This window comes from Massilia sp. Masssp94, from assembly GCF_059491305.1.
The window spans coordinates 1,251,798-1,268,064 of the sequence record NZ_CP168501.1 but is presented as its reverse complement, the minus strand read 5'-3'; the positions used below and the strand labels follow the sequence as shown (position 1 = coordinate 1,268,064).

Below are 16,267 nucleotides of genomic sequence, written 5' to 3'. Positions count from 1 at the left end.
TGTTGATTTGCCTCCTTCAATACACTGACTCCAGCCAACGTCGGTGCCGCGCCGTAGAGCAAAAATCCCCGTTTCACTCGCAACGGAGGAACACATGCTTGACGCTTATTTGCAGATCGGGGACATCAAGGGCGAATCGATGGACGATAAGCATCGCCAGTGGATAGAAGTCCACAACGTTTCGTGGGGTGTAACTCAGCCGAGAGCCACGGCCATATCGACGGCCGGTGGACACACCAGCGGCAAGGCTGAGGTTCACGAAGTCGTGTTTGACAAGCTGGCCGACATCGCCTCACCTGTCCTCTTCCAAACCTGTGCGGCAGGAAAGACGCTACCCAAAGCCACGTTTCATTTCTTCAGGGCCGACGGCGACGGTTCCCGCGTCAAATACTTCGAAATCGAACTTGAGAATGTGATGCTGTCCAGCGTCCTCCCGACTAGCGGAAATGGCGGAATCATCACGGAAAAGGTTCACTTGGCGTCGTCCAAGTTCAAATGCACGTACACTCAGCAGAAGATCGGCGGCGGTGCTGGTGGTAGCACGGCGGGAGGCTGGGATTCAGCAGCGAATCGAATCTGCGCCTGATGGGAGGCCACCATGCCGCATCCGGTTGTCTACACTGGCGACATGAACGCGCTAGTCATGGAGTGGGAAGGTAAGTGGAGGCAGACGTTCAAGGAACAGGGAACAGAAGGATTGAAACACCTGAGGATCGGAAACGGCGAATGTGTAGCTCTGCCGCAAGGATTAACGAGTGTTGGCTGGACTGGACGATGGCAACGGGGTGACCGCGTCATTGATGTCGCAAAGACGCTCAAGCCGGGGACCGTTATTGCGAATTTCAAGCTCATCGACGGAAAGTGGCACTATCCTCGCCCTCCCGCCATCGTGCATGGACACCATGCCGCTTTATTCATGGGAGCGGACTCGTACAGCGGCGGCAAGGCGTTGCGCATCCAGATGTTCGACCAGTGGCGCAGTGGCGAGGGAAAATGGCCTAGCCCTCGGTGGGTGAAGGCGCAATCTGCATCATCGCCAAGGCAACCATGCGACAGGGCGGAAGAATTCTACGTGGTGCTCGTCCCATGAAACGAAACCTCATTGCAGCACTCATCCTGTCGACTTCCGCCACCGCCCATGCTGGCGTCTACAAGTGCCCTTCGACCTACCCCGGCAAGGAGTCGCCGGGACTTCCGCTCACTAGCGCAATGATGATGTGGGGCGAGAGACCTACTGACGGAACAATCTATCCAAGCGGCTGGTTGAGGGGGGACGATCGCCCCGCCAAGGACGGCATCGACATCCTTTACGGTCTTTCTGAGCCTCCAGAGCCGAATTGGCTCGTCTGTGAGTACGGCTCGCATAAGCGAATCAAGGGCCGTTTCCACGACGGGCACGAATGGGGACAATACATGGAGGGCCACGGAAAAGAGTCGTGGTTTATTCGGCTGGCCCCCGAAGACGTAAACTGTACGCAGCAAACCCGGGAAATCAAGTCACGCAAGCCCAGTGCATGGACGGTAACGGCGACTTGTACAGGTCAGCCATGAAGCGATACCCGCGAGAGAACGCGCGATGTTCGTTTCAGCAGAAATCACCTAGCCGTCCGCGCCACGCCGGAAGGCCTTGCGATACGCCGCCGGTGACGTCTGCAGCGCGGCGCGGAAGTGCTGGCGCAGCGACAGCGCGGAGCCGAAGCCGGCCTCCTGCGCCACGACCTCGACGGCCGCATCGGATGTCTCCAGCATCCAGCGCGCGTGCGCCAGCCGCTGGGCCAGCAGCCATTGCTTGAACGACGTGCCCGTCGCCTGGCGGAAGTGGCGCGTGAAGTTACGCCGGCTCATGGCGGCGCGCTGGGCCAGGTCGTCGATGCCGTGTTCCTCGCCGAGGTGGCGCGTCACCCACTCCAGCACCGCGGACAGGCGGCCGTCGCTGGGCGACACGGGCACCGGCCGTTCGATGAACTGGGCCTGGCCCCCTTGCCGGTGCGGCGCCACGACGAGCATGCGCGCCACGTGGTTGGCCGCATCCGCGCCGCACAGCCGGCGCATCAGGTGCAGGCAGCAGTCGATGCCGGCCGCCACGCCGGCCGACGTCAGCACGTCGCCATCGTCCACGTACAGCACGTCCGGATCGACTTTTACGCGCGGGTGGCGCCGCGCCAGCTCGGCGGCGAGGGCCCAGTGCGTGGCGACCGTACGGCCGTCCAGCAGGCCCGCCTCGGCCACCGGGAACGCGCCGAGGCACAGCGCGACGATGCAGGCGCCGCGCGCATGCGCCGCACGCAGCGCGTCCAGCAGCGCGGGCGGCGCGGGGCGGCAGTCGTCGTACCAGGCGGGCATGACGACGATGTCGGCATCCCGCAGCGCTTCCAGGCCGTGGCCCGGCACGATGCCGAAGCCGGCGCTCGTGGCCAGCGGCGAGGCCGATCCGGCGCCGCACACCGTCAGCGCGAAGCGCGATCTCGCATCCGCGCCGGGACGGCCGCCGAACACGAGGCAGGGCACGGACAGGTGGAAGGGCGTCATGCCGTCGAAGGCGATGACGGCCACGCGCCAGGTGGAGTGATCATGTCGGGTCATGGCCCGATTATATCGAAGGTTGTCCTTCGGGCCACTGTCGGGCAACCGTCCGCACCGCGAGAATGGCGTCACACAACCAAGGAGAGACACCATGCAAGTGACCCAGATCCGCAACGCCACGCTGCTCATCGAGTACGCCGGCAAGACCTTCCTCGTCGACCCGCTGCTGGGCGACAAGGGCGCCTACCCCGGCTTTGCCGGCACGGCCAACAGCCACCTCGCGAATCCGCTCGTCGACCTGCCCGTGCCTCTGGCGACCCTGTTCGACGTGGACGCCGTGCTCGTCACGCACCTGCACGCCGACCACTGGGACGACGCCGCGCGGCGCGCGCTGCCGCGCGCATTGACCGTGTTCGCGCAGAACGACGCCGATGCGCGGGCCATCCGCGCCGACGGCTTCACCGACGTGCGCACGCTGTCGGCGCAAGGCGACACCCTGTTCGACGGCGTCCGCATCGCCCAGACCCGCGGCCAGCACGGCAGCGACACCGTCATGGCCGCCATCGGCGCGCGCATGGGCGAAGTGAGCGGCCTCGTGCTGCGCCATCCGGACGAGCCCACGCTGTACATCGCCGGCGACACGGTGTGGAACGCGCACGTGGCGGCGGCGCTGGAGACGTACGATCCGGACGTCGTCGTGCTGAACTGCGGCGACGCGCAGGTGCCGGGCCTGGGGCCCATCATCATGGACCTGGACGACGTGGCCAGTGTAGTGAAGGCGGCGCCGCGGGCGGCCATCGTCGCGAGCCACCTGGAAGCCGTGAATCACTGCATGCTGTCGCGGGCCGAGCTGCGGGCGTGGGTGGACACGCAGGATCTGGTGGGGCGGGTTCTCGTGCCCGACGATGGCGAGGCATGCGTATTTACCCAAGCCGGCGCAGGTTCGATGTAGTATCGGGAGGCGGCGCCGTGCCGCCTTCCTGCGAGATAGCCGATGCCCATCGATGCCGCTGAATTCGACGAGTACCTGCAGTTCGCCAACGAGCTGGCCGACGCGGCCGCCGGCGCCATCCTGCCGCATTTCCGCGCCGGCAGCGGCGCCGAGAACAAGAGCGCGCACGGCTTCGATCCGGTGACGGCGGCCGACCGCGGCGCCGAGCGCGTGATGCGGGCGCTGATCCGCGCGCGCTATCCGCATCACGGCATCCTCGGCGAAGAGGAAGGGGCGCAGGCCGGCGATGGCCTCACCTGGGTGCTCGATCCCATCGACGGCACGAAAGCGTTCCTCCTCGGCCTGCCGCTGTGGGGCACGCTGATCGCGCTGAACGACGGCACGCGTCCGGTGCTGGGCCTGATGAACCAGCCCTTCACGCGCGAGCGCTTCGTCGGCACGGCGCACTGCGCGTGGAACGGCGGCCACGTGCTGCACACGCGCCCGTGCGCGCAACTGGCGGACGCGCACGTGATGTGCACGTCGCCCGACATTTTCGATCCCGCCCAGCGCATCGCGTTCGACGCCGTCGCAAGCCGCGCGCGGCTGCTGCGCTATGGCGGCGACTGCTACGCCTACTGCATGCTCGCGTCCGGTCTCGTCGACGCCGTCATCGAAGCGGGCCTGCAGCCGTGGGATGTGCAGGCGCTGGTGCCCATCATCGAAGGGGCGGGCGGCGTCATCACCGCGTGGGATGGCGGCGACGCGCAGCACGGCGGCACGGTGCTGGCGTGCGGCGACCGGCGCCTGCACGCGCAGTTGATGGACGAGTTACGCGCCCAGCCACGCGGCTAGCGCCGCCAGATCGACCGGCTTGGTCATGTGATGATCGAACCCGGCCGCGCGCGTGCGCTCGCGGTCGGCCTGCTGGCCCCAGCCCGTGAGGGCGACGACGCGCACGTGCGCATGGCCTTCCGCGCGGATGGCGCGCGCGACGTCGAAACCGTCCATCTCCGGCATGCCCAGGTCGAGCAGCACGACGGTGGGCGCGAACGCCGGCAGCGCCGCCAGCGCGGCCGGGCCGCCGTACACGGCCCGCGCCCGCGCCCCGTGCGTGTCCAGCAGCTGGGCCAGCGTGTCGGCCGCGTCGGCGTTGTCGTCGACGACGAGCACGCGGTGGCCGGCCAGCGCCGCACACGTCGTCCCCGCTTCGCCGTCCGGCGCCGTGTCGTGCAGCAGGGGAAGCCGCACGACGAATTCGCTGCCGCAGCCCGGGCCCGCGCTGTGGGCCTCCACGGTCCCGTCGTGCATCTCGACGAGCTTGCGCACGATGGCGAGGCCGATGCCCAGGCCGTCGCCGTCGCCCCGGTCGCCCAGGTGCGGCTGCGCGAACATGTCGAACACGTGCGGCAGCTGCGCGGCCGGGATGCCGCGGCCGTTGTCGCGCACCCGCAGCGCGACGGCGCTGCCTTCGCGCCGGGCGAGCAGGTCGATGCGGCCGCCCGCGCCGGTGTACTTGGCGGCGTTGTTGATCAGATTCGTGAGCACCTGCGTGAGGCGCACCGCGTCGCCGTGCACGACGAGGGACGCGTCCGGCTCCGTCACGTCGAGGACGTGACCGGCGCGTTCGGCCTGCGGCCGGCTCGCTTCGACGGCGTCGCGCACGATGTCGGTCAGGGCCAGCGCGCGCCGGTCCAGTTCGATCTTGCCGCGCGAGATGCGCGCGATCTCCATCAGGTCGTCGACGAGCTTGACGATCTGCCGTACCTGGCGCTCGACGATGCCCGTGAGACGATCGGCGGCATCGCGGCTGTCGGCGCGGCGCATCAGCTGGATCGCGTTGCTGATCGGTGCGAGCGGATTGCGCAACTCGTGCGCCAGCGTGGCGAGGAACTCGTCCTTGCGCCGGTCCGCGTCCTTCAGCGCCTGCTCGGCGCGCACGCGCTCGATCGCGGCCCACGTGCGTTCGGCCGCTTCGCGCACGAGGTTCACTTCGGCCGCGTTCCAGTGCCGCGGCGCCGCGTGGTGCACGCAGAACACGCCGGCGATGCGCCCGCCGGAATACAGCCCGACGCCGACGTGGGAAGCGATGCCGACGCTGATCCAGCCGGCGCGCGTGGCGCTGTCCATGTGCGGGTCGCGCGCGGTGTCCTCGACGACGAAGGGCTCGCCCCGCTCGAACGCGGCGAGCGCCCGCGCACCCAGCGAGGGCATCGGATACGTGCCGGCCAGCGACGCGACACCGTCCACGTGGTCGCGCCGGATGTGGACGCGGCCTTCCTCGAATTCGCCGATCAGCACGCGGCTTGCGTCCAGGTGCGCGGCCACCATGCGCGTGGCCGTCGCCTCGATCGCGTCGGCATCGTCCAGCGAGCGCATCGCGTCGGACAGGCGCAGCAGGAAGGCCGCCCGTTCCTCGCTCTCGCGCAGGCGCGCTTCCAGCATGCGCCGGCCGGTCGTGTCGCGCGAGACGCCCACGACCTGCTCGACCGATCCGTCCTCGGCCAGCACGGGGCCCCAGCGGAACTGGAAATAGGCGCTCGTGCCGGTGGGGCTCGTGAAATACACCTCGTCCTGGATGGTGACGCCGGTGCGGAAGATGGTGTCGAGGTGGCCGTCCAGGCGCGCGGCCAGGTCGGACGGGAAGTCCAGGTCGGCGAAGCTGCGGCCCACGAGCGCGCCGGCTTCCATGCCGTACAGTTCTTCCATCGCGCGGTTGACGTAGACAAAGCGGTGCGCGCGGTCGAACGCGTAGACGAAGTCGGGCAGCGCATCCATCGTCGTCGCGACGAAGCGCGACTGGCGCATCAGTTCCGCGTGCGCGGCCTCGCGCTCGGCCTGCGCCTGCGCGCGCTCGACGGCGGCCCAGGTGCGCTCGGCCGTCTCCTGCATGACGGCCAGGTCGGCATCGTTCCACGCGTGCGCGCTGCCGTGGTGCGCGAACAGGATGGCGACGAGGCGGCCGTCCTTCACCAGCGGCACGTCGGCCACGGAGAGGGCGCCGAGCAAGGCATGCGCCTCGCGTGCGGCCGCGTCGAGCTCGGGATCGGACAGGATATCCGGCCGCACGACCGGCCGGCCCTTGCGCAGCGCGGCCAGCAGGCCGGGACCGAAGTCGGCGTAGCGCATCTTGCTGCCGAACGCGGACGCGCGCGTGCCGTCCGCATGGGTGACGATCACGTGCTCGCCGTCGCCGCAATCGGCCGCATAGCCGATCCGGTCGACGCCGAGATGGGCGCGCAGCACGCGCGCGGCTTCTTCCTGGATGCGGCGCGGGTCGGCCAGCGGGCGCAGGGTATCGTTCAGGCGCAGCAGGAAGGCCTGGCGCCGCTCGTCGTCACGCCTTGCCGCATGGCTGCGGTGGCGTTCGATGGCGCCGGCCGCCGTGCGCACGAGCAGGTCGAGCAGGCCCGTGCCGTCCGCCGCGGGCGGCCGCACGAGTGCGAGGCGCAAGGTGCCCAGCGTGGTGCCGTCGTGGGCCGTCAGGGGCAGCGCATACGGCGCATCCGTCGCGGCGGCGCGCGCTACGGGGACGACGTCGTTGCGGTAGCCGGCGGCGGTGCCGTGCGTGCGCTGGGCCACGATGGCGCGCCCCGCATCCGCGCCGGCGGCCAGTTCGATGCGGCCGTAGGCGGCCCCCGCCAATGCGCAGGCGCGGTTCAGCACCGGGGCCAATGCCGCGGGCAGGTCGGCCTGGCCGGGCGGCGCCACGTGGAGTTCGAGCAGCGGCCGCAGGATGGCGGGACTGGCCAGCAGCGCGGCTTCGGCGGTGCCCCCGGCACGCGTTTCGACATGGTGGCGCAGCGTCGCGAGACCGCGCTCGACATGGCTTGCCGCCTGCGCCTCGTCCAGCGCCTTCACGACCTGGTGCGCCGCGGCGGCAAAGGACGACAGTTCCGCCAGCAGGCGCGCATCCTCGGCATCGAACTGGCGCTCGGGATCGTGGGAGAGGATCCAGACCGTGCCGATCGGCTGGTCGTCGATCGCCCAGGGTACGAGCAGGCATTCGAGCAGCGGCGGGCCGTCGCAGCGCAGCGAGGCGAAGCGGCGCCCGGGCCCGTCGAACAGCAAGGTCGTATTGCGTTCGATGACGGCGCCGCACGGGCTGTCCCCGCGCGGCACTGCGCTGCCCACCGCGTTCGCATACACGCCGGCCATCGCGTGCCAGCGGAACACGTCGCCCTTCGCGCCATGTTCGAGAATGCTGACGCCGGCGGTGCCGGCGCGGCACAGCTGCAGCGCGAGTTCGGCAAGCCGCTGCAGGACGCCGCGCGGATGGGTCACGAGCTCCTGGCCGAGCAGCGTGAGGGCGCGGCTCTCCGCGCGGTGATCGGGTGCACGCGCCGGGCGGCGTGCGAGTTCGTGCGTGATCAAGACTTCGTCGAGGGTCACCTCGACATTGCCCGTGTCGTTATGCGTCATGTCTTCTCGTCCGTTGTCATTCCGGGCAGACTCTCCGCGGGTGAACCGCGAACGGGAAGAATAGGGTCAGATTGTTTCGCTGGGCAAGCGAAAGATGAGTTTTCGAGAGATTTCGTTTGCCCCGTGTTGCCGATGCGACGATTCAAATTCCGGATGGAAAATCTTTACTTTCCGACAGGCACTTCGCGACCACGATGCCGCCGCCCGGTTCGCTCCCACACGGTGCGATCATGTGGCAATGCAGTGTGTCATTTGTGCAGCAGTCCGCATGGATTATGCATAAAAGGTGAATTCTCATCAATTATTTCGAAGTAGAATGTTTTCAAAGTTTTACGACGGCACGGGGTGTACCCGGGATGCAACGAATGTGGCTCTATCGCACAGATTGGTGATAATCGGATAGAATTTGCTGCACAGGCTGCGTGCTTCGCCGATCAAGGATGCCCATGCTCAGTCAACAAGATCTCGCTGAAGAAGCACGCCTCCAGGCCCTTCACGCGCTGGGGTTGCTCGACACGCCCCGCGAAGACCGGTTCGACCGGTTCACCCGCCTCGCCACCGCCGCGTTCGACGTCCCGATCGCCCTCGTGTCGCTCGTCGACCGCGAGCGCCAGTGGTTCAAGTCGCAGGCAGGCCTCGACTACTGCGAAACGCCGCGCTCGCTCGCCTTCTGCAGCCATGCCATCGCTTTGGACGACATGCTGGTCGTCCCGGACACGCTCCTCGACGAGCGGTTCGCCGCGCACCCGCACGTGACGGGCACGCCCCGTATCCGCTTCTATGCCGGCCAGCCGCTGCACAGCGTGGACGGCCAGCCGCTCGGCACCCTGTGCATCATCGACAGGCGTCCCCGCACGTTCGGCGACGCCGACCGGCGCATGCTGCGCGACCTCGCGCAACTGGTGCAGGACGAATTGAACCGCGACGTGCTGGTCGCCAACCGCACGCGCGAACTGCAGGACAAGAACGCCGCCCTCGAACTGACGATGCGCCTGCGCGAGGCGGCCGAGCAGGCCCTGCGCCAGAAGCAGGAATTGCTGGACGCCGTGCTGGAAACGGTGGACGTGGGCGTGGTCGCGTGCGACGCCGACGGCCACCTGATGCTGTTCAACCGCGCCGCGCGCGCCTTCCACGGCCTCGACGCGGACAGCGCCTTGCCGCAGGCCGCCTGGCCCGCGCACTACGATTTGTACGGCGAGGACGGCCTCACGCCGCTGGCGCCGGACGACATCCCGCTGGTGCGCGCGCTGCGCGGCGAGCGCGTGATGGACGCCGGCATGACGATCCACGTGGCGGGCGAGCCGCCGCGCCGCCTGCTCGCGAGCGGCCGCGCGCTGCACGGCACCACCGGCGAGCCGCTGGGCGCCGTCGTCGCGATGAAGGACGTGACGGAACTGGATGCGTCGCGCGCACGCCTGGCCGAAAGCGGCGAATGGCTGCGCACCATCGCCGACAACGTGCCGGCGCTGATCGCCTACGTCGACACCGACCTGCGCTACCGCTTCGCCAACGAACGCTATCGCGAATGGTTCGGCGTGAAGACGACCGACATGATCGGCAGGACCGTGCTCGACGCGATGGGCGAGGGGTTCTACGCGTCGCGCCGCGAAGCGCTGGAGCGCTGCCTGGCCGGGCACGCGTCGCACCTGGAGATCGAGGAACAGCGCCGCGGCCGCACGCGCGTGATCAGCTCGACCTATCTGCCGCACATCCGCGACGGCATCGTGCAGGGCATCTACGTGCTGTCGACCGATGCGACCTCCGCGCGCGAATACGAGCGCCAGCTGCACGCGCTCGCCCATTCCGACCACCTGACCGGCCTGCCGAACCGGCGCAGCTACGAGGAGCGCTTCGCGCAGGCCATCGCGCGCGCGCGCCGCGGCGCCACGCCGCTGGCGCTGGCCTACCTCGACGTCGACCACTTCAAGCAGATCAACGACAGCCTCGGCCACGCGGTGGGCGACGCCGTGCTGCGCGAGCTCGCGCGCCGTCTCGGCGCCACGGTGCGCGCCACCGACACGGTGGCGCGCCTGGCTGGCGACGAATTCGTCATCGTGCTGGAGCAGGTCGGCTCGCCGCTGGAATGCGAACGCATCGGGGCCAAGCTGCTCGACGCGATCCGCGCGCCGTTCCTGCTGGACGGGCACACGCTCGCGGTCACCAGCAGCATCGGCATCGCGTGGAGCGCACGGCCGGAGCAGGTCGCGCTGGCCCATGCGGCGGACGACGGCTTGTACCGCTCGAAGCACGCGGGGCGCGATACGGTGTCCGTGCTCGTCGTCGAGGAGACTACGGCAGCTGGAAGCGGTAGCCGACACCCGTCTCGGTGACCAGGTAGCGGGGCTGGGCGGGATTGTCTTCCAGCTTGTGGCGCAGGTGGCCCATGTAGATGCGCAGGTAGTGCGCCTGGTCGGACTGGTTCGGTCCCCACACGCCGCGCAGGAGCTGCGGCGTGCTCATCACCTTGCCCGCGTTCGCGACGAGCACCGCCAGCAGCCGGTGCTCCGTCGGCGTGAGCCGCACGGTGGCGCCGCCTTTCGTCACCTGGCGGTTGTGCACGTCCACGACGACGTCGCCGAAGCGCACCTTGCCGTCGCCGCCCGTCGCCGGGCCGCGCTGGCGCCGCTGGGAGGCGCGTACGCGCGCCAGCAGTTCGCCCACGCCGAACGGTTTCGTCAGGTAGTCGTCCGCGCCGCGGTCGAGCGCGCGGATTTTTTCCTCCTCGTCGACGCGCGCCGACAGCACGATCACCGGCACGGCGGACCATGTGCGCAGGTCGGCGATGAAGTCGGCGCCGTCGCCGTCGGGCAGGCCGAGGTCGAGGATGACGACATCCGGCTTGCGCGTGCCCGCCTCCGTCAGGCCGCGTTCGAGCGTCGCCGCCTCGTGGACCTGCCATCCTTCCCGTTCCAGCGCGGCGCGCACGAAGCGGCGGATGTGGGGCTCGTCTTCCACGAGCAGGGCGATACCGGTGAAATCACTCATCGTCGTTCTCCATGTCGTCCGGCGGCGGCGCCGGCGGCGTGCCCACGGGCAGCGTGAACGTGAACGCGGCGCCGCCGCCCGGGCGGTTGGCCGCGCGGATGGTGCCGCCGTGCGCGCCCACGATCGCGCGGCAGATGGCGAGCCCGAGGCCCACGCCGGGCTTGGCCGATTCCCGTTCGCCGCGCGTGAATTTCTCGAACACGGCTTCTTCCTGGTCGGGCGGCAGGCCCGGCCCGTCGTCCGTCACGGCGACGTTCAGCCACTGTCCGTGCTGCTCCGCGGCGACGGTCACCGTGCTGCCGGGCGGCGTGTACTTGCCCGCGTTTTCCAGCAGGTTGGACAGCACCCGTTCGACCAGCACCGCGTCGTACTGCACGAGCGGCAGGTCCGCCGGTACCCGGGTCGCGACCACGTGGCCGGCCAGCGCGGCGCGGCTGGCCGCCAGGGCGCTGCCGATGACTTCCTCGACCGGTTGCCACTGGAGCCTGAGCTTGACGTCGCCGCTCTCGATGCGGGCCATGTCGAGCAGGTTCGTCACGAGGCGGCCCATGCGCACCGTTTCCTCGCGCAGCGCGTCGGCCATCGCGCGCTGCCCCGCGGCCAGCGGCGGCGTGGAGCCGGCCAGCGCCTCGGCCTGCGCCATCAGCGACGTGAGCGGCGTGCGCAGGTCGTGCGACAGCGCCGCCAGCAGGGAGTTGCGCAGCCGTTCCGATTCGATGCGCACCAGGGCGTCCTGCGCCACCTCGATGTAGTGCACCCGTTCCAGCGCGATGGCGGCCAGCGCCGCGAACGTGTCGAGCTGCTGGCGTTGTTCCGGCGCCGTGAGCCAGTGCGGCGTCGCGGCCTCGATCGCCAGCACGCCGCGCGTGCGCATCGGCGCCACGAGCGGCAGGTAGAAGACGGGGCTGCCGGGCAGGGTGTCGGTGCCCATCCCGGCGCTGGCGCCTTGGTCGAACGCCCATTGCGCGATGCCGGTGTCGAGCGCGGCGATGGCGTCGTCGCCGGCCACGGCCACGCGCCCGGCGGCGTCCGGCACCAGCAGGACGGTGCGCGCGCCGAACGTGCGCCCGATCGCGTCGCGCGTCGCTTCCTGGATCTGGTCCGTCTGGAGCACGCCCGACAAGGCCCGGGCGAATTCGTACAGCGCGCGCGTGCGGCTCTCGCGGCGCGCCGCCACGTGCGCCTGGAAGCGCAGGCCGGCCGTAAGGTGGCCCGTGATCAGGCCGACCGCCAGCATGACGCCGAACGCCACCAGGTACTGGACGTCCGAGATCGCGAACGTGAAGCGCGGCGGGACGAAGAAGAAGTCGAAGCACGCGACGCTGACGCAGGTCGCGGTGACGGACGGGCCACGGCCCAGGCGCACCGCCACCATCAGCACGACCAGCAGGAACAGCATGGCGATGTTGGCGAGGTCCAGGTGGCCGACGGTGGGCGTCAGCGCCAGCGCCATGCCGACGCTCGACAGCACCGCCACGCCGTGTGCGGCGATGTCCATGCGGGTGGTCGTGCGCCGCGCGGCCGGCATGGGCGGTGCGGCGGAGGCCGGCGGCATGGCCACTTCCAGCAGTTCGACGTCCGGCGCGAGGCGCGCGATACGCCGGGCGCGCGTCGCCTGCCACGGCCAGCGCGGGTCGCCGCGGCCCAGCGCGATTCGCCCCAGGTTGTGGCTGCGCGCGTAGTCGACCGCGGCCGATTCCACGCTGTCGCCGGACAGTACGGCGGCGACGGCGCCGAGGTCGCGCGCCAGCTTCAGGGCGTCCAGGGTGCGCGCGCGCCGGCCCGCGTCGAGGCGCTGCAGGGCCGGCGTCTCGACATAGACGGCGTGCCAGTCCGCGCCCAGCTGGGCCGCGAGGCGCGCCGCGCTGCGCACGACGCCTTCCGCGCCGGGACCGGGACCGACGCAGGCGAGGAACGTCGTTCCGGTGCGCCACACGGTGTCGATCGATTGCTCGACCCGGTACGCGCGCACGTCGTCGCCGATGCGTTCCGCCGTGCGTCGCAGCGCCAGCTCGCGCAGGGCGATGAGATTCCCCTTGCGGAAGAAGTTGCGGCCGGCCCGCTCGGCCTGCACCGGCTGGTACACCTTGCCGAGTTTCAGCCGCGCCAGCAGCTCGTCGGCGGGCAGGTCGACCAGCACGACCTCGTCGGCCGCATCGAACACGGAGTCCGGCACCGTCTCTCCGACGCGCACGCCGGTGATGCCGCCGACCACGTCGTTCAGGCTCTCCAGGTGCTGCACGTTCACCGTCGTGAACACGTCGATGCCGGCGGCCAGCAGCTCGTCGATGTCCTGCCAGCGTTTCGGGTGGCGCGATCCCGGGACGTTCGAATGCGCCAGCTCGTCGACGAGCACCAGTTCCGGGCGCCGTTCCAGCGCCGCGTCGATGTCGAACTCGGACAGAACCTTGCCGCGGTAGGCGATCTGGTGGCGAGGCAGCACCTGCAACCCGTCCAGCAGCGCTTCCGTTTCGGCGCGGCCGTGGGTCTCGACGACGCCGACCAGCACCGTGCGCGCGGCCGCGAGCTGGCGCGCGGCCGACAGCATCGCGTACGTCTTGCCGACACCGGCCGACGCGCCGAAGTAGATGCGCAGCCGGCCGCGCGCGGCGCGCCGTTCTTCTTCCTGCACGCGGGCCAGCAGCGCGTCCGGATCGCGCCGTACCTCGTCGCCGGGCACGCTCATGCGTTCGTCCTCATGGCGCCTTGCCGTCCAGGGCGAGATTCAGCGCCAGCACGTTCACACGCGCCTCGCCGAGGAAGCCCAGGGCCGGGTCCCGGCGGTAGCGGTCGATCAGCGCGCGCACCTGCGCCACGGGCAGCTTGCGCGCTGCGGCGACGCGCGCGGCCTGGTACTCGGCGGCCGCCACGCTGATCTCGGGATCGAGTCCGCTGGCGGACGCGGTGACGAGGTCGACGGGGATCGGCGCGTCGTTGCCGGGGTCGAGCGCCTTGAGCGCGTCGACCCGCGCCTTGACGGCGTCGAGCAGCGCGGGATTGGTCGGCCCCTGGTTGGAGCCGCCCGAGCCGGCCGCGTTGTCGGCCATCGGCGCGGTCGCGGACGGGCGGCCCCAGAAGTGGCCGGGCGAGGAGAACGGCTGGCCGATCAGGGTCGAGCCGACGGTCTTGCCGTTCGCTTCGATCAGGCTGCCGCCGGCCTGGTGCGCGAAGGCGACGCGGCCGACGCCGGTGACGGCGGCCGGGTACAGCACGCCGCACAGCAGGGTCAGGGCGCCGAACAGGACGAGCGTGGGACGAAGTAAGGATGTCATGATGGTCTCCAGGGTCAGGCGAGGTTCAGCGCCGCGAGCAGCAGGTCGATCAGCTTGATGCCGATGAACGGCAGGACGATGCCGCCCAGGCCGTAGACGAGCAGGTTGCGGCGCAGCAGGGCGGTGGCGCCGATCGCGCGGAAGCGCACGCCGCGCAGCGCGAGCGGGATCAGGAACACGATGATCAGCGCGTTGAAGATCAGCGCGGACATGATCGCCGACGACGGGCTCGCGAGATGCATCACGTCGAGCGCCCGCAACTGCGGATAGGTGCCGACGAAGGCGGCGGGGATGATCGCGAAATACTTGGCCACGTCGTTCGCGATCGAGAACGTGGTCAGCGCGCCGCGCGTCATGAGCATCTGCTTGCCGATCTCGACGATCTCCAGCAGCTTGGTCGGGTTCGAGTCGAGGTCCACCATGTTGCCCGCTTCCTTGGCCGCCTGCGTGCCGGAGTTCATCGCCACGGCCACGTCGGCTTGCGCGAGCGCGGGGGCGTCGTTGGTGCCGTCGCCCGTCATCGCGACCATGCGGCCGTCGGCCTGGTATTGCCGGATCAGCTTCAGCTTGTCTTCCGGCGTGGCCTCGGCGAGGAAATCGTCGACCCCGGCCTCGGCGGCGATGGCCGCCGCCGTCAGCTTGTTGTCGCCCGTGATCATCACGGTCTTGATGCCCATGCGGCGCAGTTCGGCGAAGCGTTCCTTGATGCCGCCCTTGACGATATCCTTCAGCTCCACGACGCCCAGCACCCGGCCATCCTCGGCCACGACGAGCGGGGTGCTGCCGCGGCGCGCGGCGTCTTCCGCGAGGCGCACGACGTCGGCCGGGAACGTCGCGCCGAGCGACTCGACGTGGCGGCGCACGGCGTCGTAGGCGCCCTTGCGGATGCGGCGCTCGCCGCAATCGACGCCGCTCATGCGGGTCTGCGCGGAAAACGGCACGAACACGGCATGGAGGGCTTCGAGCTCGCGCTGGCGGATGCCGAAGCGCTTGGCGAGCACCACGATGCTGCGGCCCTCCGGCGTCTCGTCGGACAGCGACGCCAGCTGGGCCACGTCGGCCAGCTGGTGTTCGGTGACGCCCGCGGCGGGCAGGAAGGCGGCGGCCTGGCGGTTGCCCAGCGTGATGGTGCCGGTCTTGTCGAGCAGCAGGACGTCGACGTCGCCGGCCGCTTCCACGGCGCGGCCCGAGGTCGCGACCACGTTGGCGCGCATCATCCGGCTCATGCCCGCGACGCCGATGGCCGAGAGCAGGCCGCCGATCGTCGTCGGGATCAGGCACACGAGCAGCGCGATCAGCACGGTGATCGTGACCGGCGTGCCGGACTTGGCGACGTCGACCGCGTACAGCGAGAACGGCAGCAGGGTCACCGTCACGACGAGGAACACGATGGTGAGCGCCACCAGCAGGATCGTCAGCGCGATCTCGTTGGGCGTTTTCTTGCGCTTCGCGCCTTCGACCATCGCGATCATGCGGTCGAGGAAGGTCTCGCCCGGGTTCGCCGTCACCTTCACGACGAGCCAGTCGGACAGCACGCGCGTGCCGCCCGTGACGGCCGAGAAATCGCCGCCGGATTCGCGGATCACCGGCGCGGATTCGCCCGTGATCGCGCTTTCGTCCACGGACGCGACCCCGTCGACGACCTCGCCGTCGATGGGCACGACGTCGCCCGCCTCGATCAGCACGTGGTTACCCTTGCGCAGGTCGGTGGCGGGGCAGGGCAGCCACGTCGTGCCGTGCTTCGGCACCGCCAGCTTCTTCGCGGTCACGGCTTCCTTCAGGCCGCGCAGCGAGGCCGCCTGGGCCTTGCTGCGGCCTTCGGCCAGCGCTTCCGCGAAGTTCGCGAACAGCACCGTGAACCACAGCCACACGGCGCAGGCGAGGATGAAGCCGGACGGCGCTTCGCCTGTGCCGAACAGGGCCTGCACGTACAGCAGGGTCGTGATGATGCTGCCGACGTACACGACGAACATGACGGGGCTGCGCAGCTGGGTGCGCACGCCGAGCTTCCTGAAGGCGTCGACGAGGGCGGGGCCGGCCAGCTTCGTGTCGAACAGCGACAGGCGCTGGCCCGGCGCCGCGGCGGCCGGCGCGGCCAGGGGGGCCGTCACCGGGGATTTCAGTTGGTTCATGG

12 protein-coding genes are annotated in these 16,267 nt (G+C 69.9%); 6 read left to right on the top strand and 6 right to left on the bottom strand.

Annotated features, from left to right (window positions below):
• The first annotated feature begins 94 nt into the window (after window positions 1-94).
• From ACEN9G_RS05450 to ACEN9G_RS05440, 3 genes are read left to right on the top strand one after another with little or no spacing between them, the layout of a single operon-like run.
• Window positions 95-586 carry an Hcp family type VI secretion system effector gene (locus ACEN9G_RS05450; protein WP_413345255.1) on the top strand — a complete coding sequence of 164 codons (492 nt, stop codon included), beginning with the start codon at window positions 95-97 and terminating at the stop codon, window positions 584-586.
• 12 nt (window positions 587-598) lie between these two features.
• A complete protein-coding gene (locus ACEN9G_RS05445) occupies window positions 599-1,090 on the top strand; it encodes a BPSL0067 family protein (RefSeq protein ID WP_413345253.1) in 492 nt (163 codons plus the stop codon).
• Complete coding sequence (locus ACEN9G_RS05440; protein ID WP_156403957.1) at window positions 1,087-1,551, top strand: hypothetical protein; 465 nt, start codon at window positions 1,087-1,089, stop codon at window positions 1,549-1,551. Before ACEN9G_RS05445 ends, ACEN9G_RS05440 begins: the two co-directional genes overlap by 4 nt.
• Before the next feature lie 48 nt (window positions 1,552-1,599).
• Here ACEN9G_RS05440 and ACEN9G_RS05435 read toward each other — a convergent pair whose 3' ends face one another.
• Window positions 1,600-2,583, bottom strand: a complete 984-nt coding sequence (locus ACEN9G_RS05435) for a GlxA family transcriptional regulator (RefSeq protein ID WP_483126465.1) — start codon at window positions 2,581-2,583, stop codon at window positions 1,600-1,602.
• Window positions 2,584-2,674: 91 nt separating this feature from the next.
• On the opposite strand from ACEN9G_RS05435, the gene ACEN9G_RS05430 reads away from it, so the two are divergent.
• Together ACEN9G_RS05430 and hisN are read left to right on the top strand one after the other, a co-directional pair.
• Entirely contained in the window at window positions 2,675-3,475 is an 801-nt protein-coding gene (locus tag ACEN9G_RS05430) for an MBL fold metallo-hydrolase (protein WP_413345529.1), read from the top strand.
• A 42-nt stretch (window positions 3,476-3,517) separates the two neighbouring features.
• Window positions 3,518-4,309, top strand: a complete 792-nt coding sequence (gene hisN, locus ACEN9G_RS05425; protein ID WP_413345531.1) for a histidinol-phosphatase — start codon at window positions 3,518-3,520, stop codon at window positions 4,307-4,309.
• Here the strand turns inward: hisN and ACEN9G_RS05420 are convergent.
• Window positions 4,286-7,876, bottom strand: a complete 3,591-nt coding sequence (locus ACEN9G_RS05420) for a GAF domain-containing protein (RefSeq protein ID WP_483126464.1) — start codon at window positions 7,874-7,876, stop codon at window positions 4,286-4,288. The genes hisN and ACEN9G_RS05420 overlap by 24 nt on opposite strands.
• 446 nt (window positions 7,877-8,322) lie before the next feature.
• Here ACEN9G_RS05420 and ACEN9G_RS05415 point away from each other — a divergent pair, with 446 nt between their 5' ends.
• Window positions 8,323-10,206: a sensor domain-containing diguanylate cyclase gene (locus ACEN9G_RS05415; protein WP_483126463.1), complete on the top strand. Its 1,884-nt coding sequence runs from the start codon at window positions 8,323-8,325 to the stop codon at window positions 10,204-10,206.
• On the opposite strand, the gene kdpE is transcribed toward ACEN9G_RS05415, so the two are convergent.
• Genes kdpE through kdpB form a run of 4 tightly spaced genes read right to left on the bottom strand, consistent with a single transcriptional unit; the run spans window position 10,166 to window position 16,265 of the window.
• Complete coding sequence (gene kdpE / locus ACEN9G_RS05410; protein ID WP_483126462.1) at window positions 10,166-10,861, bottom strand: two-component system response regulator KdpE; 696 nt, start codon at window positions 10,859-10,861, stop codon at window positions 10,166-10,168. The genes ACEN9G_RS05415 and kdpE overlap by 41 nt on opposite strands.
• Complete coding sequence (locus ACEN9G_RS05405; protein WP_483126461.1) at window positions 10,854-13,547, bottom strand: DUF4118 domain-containing protein; 2,694 nt, start codon at window positions 13,545-13,547, stop codon at window positions 10,854-10,856. Before ACEN9G_RS05405 ends, kdpE begins: the two co-directional genes overlap by 8 nt.
• A 10-nt stretch (window positions 13,548-13,557) precedes the next feature.
• Window positions 13,558-14,133, bottom strand: coding sequence for a potassium-transporting ATPase subunit KdpC (gene kdpC, locus ACEN9G_RS05400; RefSeq protein ID WP_483126460.1), 576 nt, complete (start codon window positions 14,131-14,133; stop codon window positions 13,558-13,560).
• 14 nt (window positions 14,134-14,147) lie between these two features.
• Window positions 14,148-16,265 carry a potassium-transporting ATPase subunit KdpB gene (gene kdpB, locus ACEN9G_RS05395; RefSeq protein WP_483126459.1) on the bottom strand — a complete coding sequence of 706 codons (2,118 nt, stop codon included), beginning with the start codon at window positions 16,263-16,265 and terminating at the stop codon, window positions 14,148-14,150.
• Window positions 16,266-16,267 lie beyond the last annotated feature (2 nt).